The organism is Pseudomonas sp. FSL R10-2964 (assembly GCF_009600035.1).
In the GTDB taxonomy this organism is placed as follows: domain Bacteria; phylum Pseudomonadota; class Gammaproteobacteria; order Pseudomonadales; family Pseudomonadaceae; genus Aquipseudomonas; species Aquipseudomonas bubulae.
The window spans coordinates 48950-59140 of record NZ_WIWH01000038.1 but is presented as its reverse complement, the minus strand read 5'-3'; the positions used below and the strand labels follow the sequence as shown (position 1 = coordinate 59140).

General features: G+C 57.8%; 11 protein-coding genes and 1 tRNA gene. 4 read left to right on the top strand and 8 right to left on the bottom strand.

The window, feature by feature from the left end; translation table 11 throughout:
- Positions 1 to 161 precede the first annotated feature (161 nt).
- From GHN92_RS19370 to dapA, 6 genes are all read right to left on the bottom strand, one after another.
- Positions 162 to 929: a hypothetical protein gene (locus GHN92_RS19370; protein ID WP_095032161.1), complete on the bottom strand. Its 768-nt coding sequence runs from the start codon at positions 927 to 929 to the stop codon at positions 162 to 164.
- 403 nt (positions 930 to 1332) lie between these two features.
- Positions 1333 to 1422 (bottom strand) — tRNA-Ser (locus GHN92_RS19365).
- 91 nt (positions 1423 to 1513) lie between these two features.
- Positions 1514 to 2227, bottom strand: a complete 714-nt coding sequence (gene purC / locus GHN92_RS19360) for a phosphoribosylaminoimidazolesuccinocarboxamide synthase (RefSeq protein WP_019410660.1) — start codon at positions 2225 to 2227, stop codon at positions 1514 to 1516.
- Positions 2228 to 2255: 28 nt separating this feature from the next.
- On the bottom strand, positions 2256 to 3014 hold the full coding sequence (locus GHN92_RS19355) for an MBL fold metallo-hydrolase (protein ID WP_095002187.1): 759 nt from the start codon (positions 3012 to 3014) through the stop codon (positions 2256 to 2258).
- A 4-nt stretch (positions 3015 to 3018) separates the two neighbouring features.
- Positions 3019 to 4134 carry an outer membrane protein assembly factor BamC gene (gene bamC, locus GHN92_RS19350; RefSeq protein ID WP_095002188.1) on the bottom strand — a complete coding sequence of 372 codons (1116 nt, stop codon included), beginning with the start codon at positions 4132 to 4134 and terminating at the stop codon, positions 3019 to 3021.
- Positions 4135 to 4151: 17 nt separating this feature from the next.
- Complete coding sequence (dapA, locus tag GHN92_RS19345; RefSeq protein ID WP_095002189.1) at positions 4152 to 5030, bottom strand: 4-hydroxy-tetrahydrodipicolinate synthase; 879 nt, start codon at positions 5028 to 5030, stop codon at positions 4152 to 4154.
- Positions 5031 to 5357: 327 nt separating this feature from the next.
- On the opposite strand from dapA, the gene GHN92_RS19340 reads away from it, so the two are divergent.
- A complete protein-coding gene (locus GHN92_RS19340) occupies positions 5358 to 5918 on the top strand; it encodes a glycine cleavage system protein R (protein WP_016780071.1) in 561 nt (186 codons plus the stop codon).
- 13 nt (positions 5919 to 5931) lie between these two features.
- Positions 5932 to 6405, top strand: coding sequence for a peroxiredoxin (locus GHN92_RS19335; RefSeq protein ID WP_095002190.1), 474 nt, complete (start codon positions 5932 to 5934; stop codon positions 6403 to 6405).
- A 109-nt stretch (positions 6406 to 6514) separates the two neighbouring features.
- On the opposite strand, the gene queF is transcribed toward GHN92_RS19335, so the two are convergent.
- Together queF and GHN92_RS19325 are read right to left on the bottom strand one after the other, a co-directional pair.
- Positions 6515 to 7345: an NADPH-dependent 7-cyano-7-deazaguanine reductase QueF gene (gene queF / locus GHN92_RS19330; protein ID WP_095019361.1), complete on the bottom strand. Its 831-nt coding sequence runs from the start codon at positions 7343 to 7345 to the stop codon at positions 6515 to 6517.
- A gap of 81 nt (positions 7346 to 7426) precedes the next feature.
- Entirely contained in the window at positions 7427 to 7963 is a 537-nt protein-coding gene (locus GHN92_RS19325; protein ID WP_095019362.1) for a plastocyanin/azurin family copper-binding protein, read from the bottom strand.
- A gap of 155 nt (positions 7964 to 8118) precedes the next feature.
- Between GHN92_RS19325 and GHN92_RS19320 the strand changes: the two genes are divergently transcribed.
- Both GHN92_RS19320 and GHN92_RS19315 read left to right on the top strand, forming a co-directional pair.
- A complete protein-coding gene (locus tag GHN92_RS19320; protein WP_095002193.1) occupies positions 8119 to 8799 on the top strand; it encodes a heavy metal response regulator transcription factor in 681 nt (226 codons plus the stop codon).
- Positions 8799 to 10190, top strand: a complete 1392-nt coding sequence (locus GHN92_RS19315) for a heavy metal sensor histidine kinase (RefSeq protein WP_153380831.1) — start codon at positions 8799 to 8801, stop codon at positions 10188 to 10190. Before GHN92_RS19320 ends, GHN92_RS19315 begins: the two co-directional genes overlap by 1 nt.
- Position 10191 lies beyond the last annotated feature (1 nt).

Below are 10191 nucleotides of genomic sequence, written 5' to 3'. Positions count from 1 at the left end.
CTGGTTGCTCATGGCACCTCCTAATGGGCCTCATTTTAAGGCTTGGAGGTGTCTACGAAACTAGGGGCGATTCAACCTTTACTGTCCGACTTACCGCAATATACCAAGGGTAGCCCCCTCCGCAGAGGGGCCTTTATCAGTTGTTAATAGATATATTCAGACTAAGCCGTTTCTTGATTCCAAGCGGTAATCTCTGAAATTATCCCCCACTGACCACTTCTTGCTAGATAAGCAGGATGATAGGTTCGAAAAGTTAGGATCGGTAACAGGGGGTGTTTCAGCATGGAGGTTTTCTCCGGCTCATAGTTTTCAAGATTGAAAGGCTCGACCCCCGGAAACTGTGCGTAGAGATGCTCGTTGTAGTTGGGTCCAGTGAAGAAAATCACAGAGGTTGGAGCGAGTACCTGAATTTCAGCACGTAGCAAGGCCGAACCCGCCTCCCGTATCAGTGCAGCCTCTTCAGAACTCCCATTCTCATACACACTTCCATTGTCGAGCGACATCCTGAAAAGGTTAGTCCAGAGCACCGCTGTTTCAGCACCATCTACGTCCTCCCCCAAAGAGGATCGCACGCTGCGGTAGGCTCGCCAAAACGGACTGTTGTAATTCCCCGGTTGATGCCTAGCGAACTCAAAATCACGATAGCCAGCAGTAAGTGCGGCTACGCTATTCGGCGTGGCTTGGAAATCCGCGAAGGTCATGATCGGATCTTTAAGATCGGGGAAGTAGTCACCGGGATGAAAATCCCAACCAAGCGTTTCTTGCCCAACTACCAGCACCCGCTTAGTAGAGTTCAGCCATTTTTCTGGCACGCTCAGGAGCAAGGGAGGTGACGTGCGTTCAGCAAGCCCTGAAGGGAGAGATGTGTTGCTCTTAAACTGCTCATAAAGGCTGTTCAGTTCTGACTGAATGCTTTCCTTGGTTTGCATGCTGCGGTCCTTATGATTGCAAATTGAGTGACTACCAGAATCCCTCTAAGGGGTCATTCTGCGTCAGGCATAGCAAAAAAAATACTAACGCGGCTCCAAACGCATTCATTCCGTACTATCCGGTCCCCACCGGCACGGGTACAAGTCCCCGCACCATTGGAGACCCTGATCCCAAAATCAGGCACAGGAACGGCTCAGAGCCTCGCAGAAGCACCGAAAAATCAGCAGATAGTATAGAGGAGGTAGCCACAGCGGCCAAAGACGCTCAGAACGAGCAACGGAGGCTCAAACGACAGACGAAAAAAATGGCGATCTGCATGTCAGGTTTTTGCTACAAAACCTTGCTACAAATCACCATTTTTTCAACCTCGTAAATCATTGATTTATAAGGTTTTTTTCAATATGGCGGAGAGATAGGGATTCGAACCCTAGGTACTGTCGCCAGTACAACGGATTTCGAATCCGTCCCATTCGGCCACTCTGGCATCTCTCCAACGGCGCGAATAATAGCGCGGTTTTTGATTATGGCAAAGCCTTTTTTCAAAAAAACCGCGCTGTATCAGTTGCTTGCGCGCCTTTACTGCTTAAAGCGGGACGCCGAGGCGGTTTGCAACTTCTTCGTAGGCTTCGATTACGTCGCCCAGACCCTGACGGAAGCGGTCCTTGTCCATTTTCTTGCCGGTAGCCTTGTCCCACAGACGGCAGCCGTCCGGGCTGAATTCGTCACCCAGGACGATGGAGCCGTCGTGGAATACGCCGAACTCAAGTTTGAAGTCGACCAGCAGCAAGCCAGCGTCATCGAACAGCTTGTTCAGTACGTCGTTGACCTTGAGCGACAGTTCTTTCATGCGAACCAGTTGCTCGGCCGTGCCCCAACCGAAAGCCACGACGTGGGATTCGTTGATGAACGGGTCGCCCTTGGCGTCGTCCTTGAGGAACAGTTCGAAGGTGTACGGGTTGAGCTTCATGCCCTCTTCCACACCCAGGCGCTTGACCAGGCTGCCCGCTGCGTAGTTACGCACAACGCACTCGACCGGGATCATGTCGAGTTTCTTCACCAGGCACTCGTTGTCACCCAGCAGTTTGTCGAATTGGGTCGGCACGCCGGCTTCTTCAAGTTTCTGCATGATGAAGGCGTTGAACTTGTTGTTCACCATGCCCTTGCGATCAAGTTGTTCGATACGCTTGCCGTCGAACGCCGAAGTGTCGTTGCGAAACAGCAGGATCAAGCGGTTTTCGTCGTCGGTCTTGTAAACCGATTTCGCTTTACCGCGATAGAGTTCTTCACGTTTTTCCATGATGGGCTCCGCATGCTAAGTAGGTGGGCTAGGCGATTGTGCGCCAGTCGAGCCCTGAATCTTGATCGGCCAGTTGCAGCCAGTCCGGGTCGCACCCAAGGGTGTCGACAAAACATTGCCGGGCCAGCTGCGGCAGGTTGTTCTTGCTGCTGAGGTGGGCCAGTACCAGGTGTTGCAGGTCTTGCCAGCCCAACTCGGCCACCAGGCTTGCGGCCTGGTGGTTGTTCAAATGTCCTTCCTGGCCCCCTACCCGGCGCTTGAGAAACGCAGGGTAGTGACCACGGGCAAGCAGGTCCCGACAGTGGTTGGCTTCAATCATCAGCGCATCCAGGTCGCGATAGCTGTCCAGCACGCCAGCACAATACGAACCCAGGTCGGTCAGCAAGCCGAATCGCCGCTTGCCGTCACTGAATACATACTGGGTGGGCTCCTGGGCATCATGGGCGACCAGGGTCACACTGATATTCAAGGCTCCGATTTGCAGCGTCTGACCACCCGCCACGTAACCGGCGGCCTCCAGAGGCTTGCGCATCCCGCGCTGGGTACCACGACTCATGTACACCGGCAAATTGTAGCGCCGCGACAGCAAACCCACGCCATGCACATGGTCGGCATGTTCGTGGGTGACCAGAATCGCGCTCAGCTGGTGAGCGCTGATGCCCAGCCTGGCGAGACGACGCTCGGTTTCTCGCAACGAGAAACCGCAATCGACCAGTACATAGGTGCTGTCGCTGGCTATCAGCGTGCCATTCCCTTGGCTACCACTGCCGAGAACGGCAAAACGCATACAATCAGCCCAGGTTGTCTTGGATAACGCCCAGCACCTTGCGCGCCACTTCTGGCGAGGCAACGGTGTTGATGTTTTCTTCGACGGTCACTTGCACGCTTTCACCCACCTTGCTCAGGCGAACCTGATAGCGCTGGGCACGGGCTTCAACTTCTTCCTTGTCCGGCTTGCTGCCAAAGAGACCGGAGAAGAAACCAGGTTTCTCGTCCTTCTTCTCGGCTTTTTCGGCGAGGTTGATGTAGTACAGGCCCAACGTGCGGTTGATGTCTTCAACGCGCCATTCGCCCTGTTCAAGTGCACGACCTACGCTGGACCAGGCACGGTCGAGGTCTTCGGTCAGGGTCAGCACCGGGTTGCCGCTGCCGTCTTCGTTCAGGCTCACACGCGCAGGGGTGTCGAAATCACGGGCAGCCAGCAGCGAAACCGAACCGCCCTTCTCGGCGTTGCGGCTCATGCTGATCAGCATTTCATCAACCAGGGCTGCATCCAGACCGGTGTTGACCGAGCGGTTGCCAAAGTCGACGTTGGCACTGCTACCGGCCGGGCGGTTGGCACTGACCACGTAGATTTCGCTGGTATTGCGCTGCACACCCGGCTCGATGCGTACCCGCAGGCGGGTTTCGCTGTCGGAGGCCAGGCCGCTGCTGCCCACATGGCGGGCGATCGGAGCGGAAAGCTCGTCAGCACGCTGCCAGCTCGTGGTGAACTCGCCGGTTTGCGGGCGCTGTTCGTCGATGCGGAAGCCATTGTCCTGGAAGAACTGCATCGCTACCGGCCAGACTTCTGACGGCGAACGCTGCGCCATGACCCAGCGGCTGTCGCCACTTTTCTGCAGGCTGAAATCGCTGGCACTGGCGGCTACAGCCAACGGCTGTGGACGCGGTACTTCAAACTCGCCCTTGACGTTGTCGTCGGGCACATTGCTGGGGATCGGCAACAGCGGCACAAGGCGCTTGTCAGTCTGGACACCTGGCGGCAACTGCATTGGAGCGGTTTGACGCGCCTCCAGGTAGTCGCTGCCACGGTCGCGGAAGTAACCCTCTTGACCCCACAGCCAACCGCAGCCGCTGGTGCTGGAAATAATCACGGCTAGTGCGGAAAGTCCGGCCAATCGCTTCATGCGTAGTGCTTCCTCAATTAAACCAAGACACCGGACTGGCGCATTGCCTGACGCAGTGGTTCGTGGCAAGGCTCGCTGAGCCAGGTGAGTGGCAGACGGATACCGTCCGACATCATGCCCATCTCATGCAGCGCCCATTTCACGGGGATAGGGTTGGATTCGATAAACAGGGTTTTATTGAGCGGCATCAGCTTTTCGTGCAGCGCACGGGCAGTGTCGGCATCGCCACGCATCGCAGCAGCGCACAGGTCGCTCATGTCACGCGGAGCAACGTTGGCGGTTACCGAGATATTGCCCTTGCCGCCGAGCAGGATCAGCTCGACTGCGGTGGCGTCGTCGCCGGAGTACACCAGGAAGTCGCTGCTCACCCCTGCCAGAATGGCCGGTACGCGCGTCAGGTCGCCGGTGGCTTCCTTGATGCCGATGATGTTCGGCACGGTGGAAAGACGAATGACGGTAGCCGGCAGCATGTCGCAGGCGGTACGGCCCGGAACGTTGTACAGGATCTGCGGGATATCGACCGCTTCGGCGATCGCCTTGAAGTGCTGGTACAGGCCTTCCTGGGTCGGCTTGTTGTAATACGGTGTCACCAGCAGACATGCATCGGCGCCAGCGGCCTTTGCATTGGTGGTGAGTTCGATCGCTTCACGCGTCGAGTTGGCGCCCGTGCCGGCAATCACCGGAATGCGCCCTGCAACCTGCTTGACGACATGACGAATCACTTCAATGTGTTCGTTCACATCCAGAGTTGCCGATTCACCTGTAGTGCCAACGGCAACAATGGCGTTGGTGCCCTCTTGCAGGTGAAAGTCCACCAGTTTGCTAAGAGCGTCCCAATCAAGACGACCTTGTGCATCCATAGGTGTGACCAGTGCCACCATACTGCCCGCAATCATGCAACCGCTCCTGCCGGAAAAAGAGAGCCGTAATGGTACTGGCGCCATGACCCTTGCACAAGCAACAGCGCGCCCGATGAGCATTCCCCTTCGCGTTGCTTTTCGCTACCCTTCAGCCTTTGATTGGTACTGATGTGTGCGCAAGTCTGTTTCACAGGCCCTCAGCAAGCGCCAAAAGCCCCGCCCAAACGCCACCGAGCACGTTTTGCAGAGCCTGCAAACCGCCTGGAACGCAGTATTGACGGGCTTCTGACGCTCAAGTGTTACCTGATACTCAACTTGCCTCCCATCGACCGTACTGACCGCTCATCGTTTTAGGAAGGTTGAATGTCCACCCCCACAGTTCGCGAACAATTCCTTGTCATCAGTGCCCTTGGCGCCAACCCAATGGAGCTGACTAACGTGCTGTGCCGCGCCAGCCATGAAAATCGCTGCGCTGTCGTGACCTCGCGCCTGACTCGCCACGGCGAATGCAGTGCCCTGGTCCTGGAAGTTACCGGTAGCTGGGACGCCCTGGCACGCCTTGAAGCTGGCTTGCCTGCGCTGGCCAAAAAGCACGCGTTCAGCGTCAATGTAGTACGCAGTGCGGCCCTTGAAACCCGCCCGCAGGCGCTGCCGTACGTGGCCTATGTCAGCTCGGCCTACCGCTCGGACATCATCAACGAGCTGTGCCAGTTCTTCATGGATCACAACGTCGAGCTGGAAAACCTGACGTGCGATACCTATCAGGCGCCACAAACCGGCGGCACCATGCTCAACGCCACCTTCACCGTGACCTTGCCGGCCGGCGTGCAAATCAGCTGGCTGCGTGATCAGTTCCTCGACTTCGCCGACGCGTTGAACCTGGACGCACTGATCGAACCTTGGCGCCCACAGAACCCGATGTAAGGAAACCGACTCAATGGCTGTTGCAATTGACCAACCCGTAGACGATTTCCAGATCCCGGCGACGAGTGAAAAAACCGTCAGCCTGTCGCAGCTCAAGGGCAAGCAGGTAGTGATCTACTTCTATCCCAAGGACAGCACACCGGGCTGCACCACTGAGGGCCAGGGCTTTCGCGACCATTACGCCGAGTTCCAGGCGGCCAATACCGAAGTGTTTGGTGTGTCCCGCGACAGCCTCAAGTCCCATGAGAACTTCAAGGCCAAGCAGGGCTTCCCGTTTGAGTTGCTGAGCGACAAGGACGAGGCCCTGTGCCAGCTGTTTGACGTGATCAAGCTGAAAAAGCTATACGGCAAGGAGTACCTTGGCGTGGATCGCAGCACCTTCCTGATCGACAAGGACGGCGTGTTGCGTCACCAATGGCGCGGCGTGAAAGTGCCAGGCCATGTCGAGGCAGTGCTGGAGCAGGCCAAGGCGCTGAATAACGGCTAAGCAAAACTCTGTGGGAGCGGGCTTGCTCGCGATTCAGGCGACGCGGTTTGTCAGGCAAACCGCATAGACCTATCGCGAGCAAGCCCGCTCCCACATGAGTCACAGCGTATTACTGACGCACCAACCGCACATTCTGGAACTCGACCGCTTCGGTGCTGCGGTACGGGTTGATATCCAGCCCACCACGGCGCACATAGCGCGCATACACGGTCAACTTCTCGGGCTTGAGCAAACGCTGCAGGTCGAGAAAGATCCGCTCCACACACTGCTCATGAAAATCCGAATGCTGGCGAAAGCTCACCAGGTACGCCAGCAAACTGGCGTGATCCAGCGCCGCCCCACGGTACTCGACCACCACCGTGCCCCAGTCCGGCTGACTGGTGACCGGGCAGTTGGATTTGAGCAAGTGGCTGTAGACGCTTTCTTCAACCACCTGGGAATCGTCGCACTTGAGCAATTCAGGACGCGGCTGCGCGTAATCACTGACCGTGATATCCAGGTCATCAATGCACACACCCGGCAATACGGCTACGCCATCAGCCTGAACTTCATCCAGACTGCGTACGCGCACGCTGACAGGCTTGCCGGATGCGGCCGACAAATCTGCACGCAATGTAGCCTCAAGGCTCGGGGTATCGGCAAATACCGTCTGGTTCAGCGAGTTGAGATACAGCTTGAACGACTTGGACTCGACGATATTCGGCGAATCGGCGGCAAAGCAAAACTCGCCAATGGCCACCACCGGTTTGCCCGATGGCAACAACCAGGACAGCTCGAAGCAGGTCCAGAAATCCACGCCGACATAAGGCAGCGTTTCGGCGCTCAGCCCCAGCTCGGCCCATTTCGCCGCGCGCGGGATCGGGAACAGCAAGGACGGGGTATAAGTGCTGATGTATTCACTGGACTTGCCCAGCGGGGAATGTTCGGCGGCGGGATGCATGACAAAAACCTGGCTAGAAAAACCCGGTAATTCTATCGGGTTTAAGCCAGGCTTTCAGCGTTCACCGACAATCAGGACGTTTTAAGGCGCAACTTTCACCTTGCCGACCATGCCAGCCTGATAGTGACCCGGCACATTACAGGCAAATTCCAGGTTGTCGGCGCGGGTGAAGGTCCAGGTCAACTCCGCGGTTTTACCCGGCTCGACCAGCACGCTGTTGGGGTCATCGTGCTTCATGCCCGGCATATTCATGGCGCCGTGGCCCATTGCCGAGTGATCCATGCCGTCATGCCCCATACCGGTCGGGGTAAGCATGCCGCTTTGCTGCATTTCGAGCATTTCTTTCTGATGTGCCGCGTGCATCGCGGCATTGCCCAGGTTGAACTCGTGCAATAACTGCCCTTTGTTGACCAGGACAAAACGCACCGTTTCACCGGCTTTCACATCCAGCGACTTTGGCGTGAAGGCAATATCAGTCATGTCGATTTCAACCGTGCGCGTGGCGCTGGCGGCAGGTGCGGGCTGACCAAAATCAAAATGCCCGGCAGGCGATGCCATTACCGGCAGGCTCAAGGCCAAAAAACAGCCAGCAAGCGACAAACGGATACGTGCGGTCATACTTACTCCCAGAAACAAAAATGTCAGGCTTGGCGCTACTTTAAAGTCTCGGCACTGGCATTCAACTGACTGCAAGATTACAACTTTGTCAGCTTGACCCTGCATAACCTGCACCAAGGTATAAGGCTGAGGATAATTTTTATGATGAGTCGACCATGAAACTGCTGATAGTCGAAGACCAGGTCAAAACCGGACAGTACTTGCGCCAGGGCCTGAGCGAGGCCGGGTTCACCACCGAACTGGCGGCCGACGGTATTACCGGGCAACACCTGGCCCTGACCGGGGATTACTCGCTGCTGATTCTCGACGTCATGCTGCCCGGCCGTGATGGCTGGCAAATCCTGCAAGCGGTGCGTAGCGCCGGACTGAGCATGCCGGTGCTGTTTTTGACCGCACGGGATGCGGTCGCTGACCGCGTCCACGGCCTGGAGCTGGGGGCCGATGATTATCTGGTCAAGCCGTTCGCCTTTTCCGAGCTGCTGGCACGGGTTCGCAGCCTGTTGCGCCGCGGTAGCAACACTCCCCAGGAGACCAGCCTGCAACTGGCCGACCTGCGCCTTGATCTGATCCGCCGCCGTGTTGAGCGCAACGGCCAGCGCATCGACCTTACCGCCAAGGAATTCGCCCTGCTGGAGCTGCTGCTACGCCGTCAGGGAGAAGTGCTGCCCAAGTCCTTGATTGCTTCACAGGTGTGGGACATGAACTTTGACAGCGACACCAACGTCATCGAAGTGGCGATTCGCCGCCTGCGCCTGAAAATCGACGACAACCATGAGCAGAAGCTGATCCACACCGTGCGCGGCATGGGTTATGTGCTTGAAGAGCGCAGCAGTTGATGCGCCGCCTGTCGTTGAGCAGCCGCCTGGCGCTGCTGTTTGCCGGTTGTACCGCCGTGGTATCGCTGTTTGCCGGGGTGCTGTTCGGGCGCGCCAGCGAGGTGCATTTTGTCGAGCTCGACCAGCAACTGATGGAAAGTCGCCTCGCCGTACTACGCAGTACGCTGCAAGGGGCTGACACCCTTGAACGCTTCACCCTGCGCCTGCCCGCCCTGATGCAGGATCTGGCCCACCAGCCGGACCTGGCGATACGGGTGCGCGGCCCGGACGGGCATCTATGGTTTGACAGCTCACCGCGCCTGCCACTGGAGCTTGAGACCCGCCCGGGCTTGGGCAGCCTGCAAATAAACGGCACCGATTACCGTGTTCTGGTACCGCAGACCGACAGCCCCGATGCGCCGCATCTGACCCTGTTGCTGGATATCACCCACCACCAGCACTTCCTGCAGCGCATGCAGAGATTGATCTGGATGACTGTAGGCCTGTCGGCACTGGCCACGGCGATTCTCGGTGCGTGGGCAGCCCGCAGCGGCTTGCGCCCTCTGCGCCGCATGAGCGCGATCGCAGCCAGCGTTTCGGCCGACTCGCTTAACGCCCGCCTGCCCCAGGAACAAATGCCCGCTGAACTGGCAGAGCTGGCCACGGCTTTTAACGCCATGCTTGCGCGACTGGACGATTCATTCCAGCGATTGTCGGCATTCTCCGCCGACATCGCACATGAACTGCGTACGCCATTGTCCAACCTGCTGACCCACACCCAGGTCACCCTGACCCGCCCCCGGGGCATTGAAGAATACCGCGAGGCACTGCATAGCAACCTTGAAGAGCTGCAATGGATGGCGCAACTGGTCAACGACATGCTCTATCTGGCCAAGGCCGATCACGGCTTGCTTACGCCTCGGCGCGAAGCCCTGGATCTGGGTCAGGAAGTGGAGGCATTACTGGAGTTTTATGCGCTGCTGGCCGAAGACTCGCACATTGAACTGACCCGCGAAGGCAATGCACTTCTTGCAGGCGACCGCAGCATGCTGCGCCGCGCCCTTTCCAACCTGCTGGATAACGCCTTGCGCTATACGCCGGCGGGTGGCGCGATCAAAGTGCTGATTGAGGCTTTGCCGGGCACTGCGCGCATCAGCATCGAGAACACGGGCACGGGAATCCCTGCAGAACTGCTGCCACGCCTGTTTGACCGGTTTTACCGGGCAGATCCGGCACGCCGTGAAGGCAGCAGTGAGCATGCGGGGCTGGGGCTGGCGATCACCCAGTCGATCATTCGTGCCCATGGCGGGCAGATCTGCTGTGAGTCGAAAGAGGGGGTAACGCGGTTTGTCGTGGAGCTGCCAGCAAAGCTGCCCTCACCCCAGCCCTCTCCCGGAGGGAGAGGGAGCTGAT

What these genes read in the sequence shown, in the direction of transcription:
- purC (WP_019410660.1), bottom strand. Translation starts at nt 2,227, where the DNA reads ATGGAAAAACGTGAAGAACTCTATCGCGGTAAAGCGAAATCGGTTTAC.
- GHN92_RS19340 (WP_016780071.1), top strand. Translation starts at nt 5,358, where the DNA reads ATGTCCACCCCCACAGTTCGCGAACAATTCCTTGTCATCAGTGCCCTT.
- GHN92_RS19315 (WP_153380831.1), top strand. Translation starts at nt 8,799, where the DNA reads ATGCGCCGCCTGTCGTTGAGCAGCCGCCTGGCGCTGCTGTTTGCCGGT.
- dapA (WP_095002189.1), bottom strand. Translation starts at nt 5,030, where the DNA reads ATGATTGCGGGCAGTATGGTGGCACTGGTCACACCTATGGATGCACAA.
- GHN92_RS19325 (WP_095019362.1), bottom strand. Translation starts at nt 7,963, where the DNA reads ATGACCGCACGTATCCGTTTGTCGCTTGCTGGCTGTTTTTTGGCCTTG.
- bamC (WP_095002188.1), bottom strand. Translation starts at nt 4,134, where the DNA reads ATGAAGCGATTGGCCGGACTTTCCGCACTAGCCGTGATTATTTCCAGC.
- GHN92_RS19355 (WP_095002187.1), bottom strand. Translation starts at nt 3,014, where the DNA reads ATGCGTTTTGCCGTTCTCGGCAGTGGTAGCCAAGGGAATGGCACGCTG.
- GHN92_RS19320 (WP_095002193.1), top strand. Translation starts at nt 8,119, where the DNA reads ATGAAACTGCTGATAGTCGAAGACCAGGTCAAAACCGGACAGTACTTG.
- GHN92_RS19335 (WP_095002190.1), top strand. Translation starts at nt 5,932, where the DNA reads ATGGCTGTTGCAATTGACCAACCCGTAGACGATTTCCAGATCCCGGCG.
- queF (WP_095019361.1), bottom strand. Translation starts at nt 7,345, where the DNA reads ATGCATCCCGCCGCCGAACATTCCCCGCTGGGCAAGTCCAGTGAATAC.
- GHN92_RS19370 (WP_095032161.1), bottom strand. Translation starts at nt 929, where the DNA reads ATGCAAACCAAGGAAAGCATTCAGTCAGAACTGAACAGCCTTTATGAG.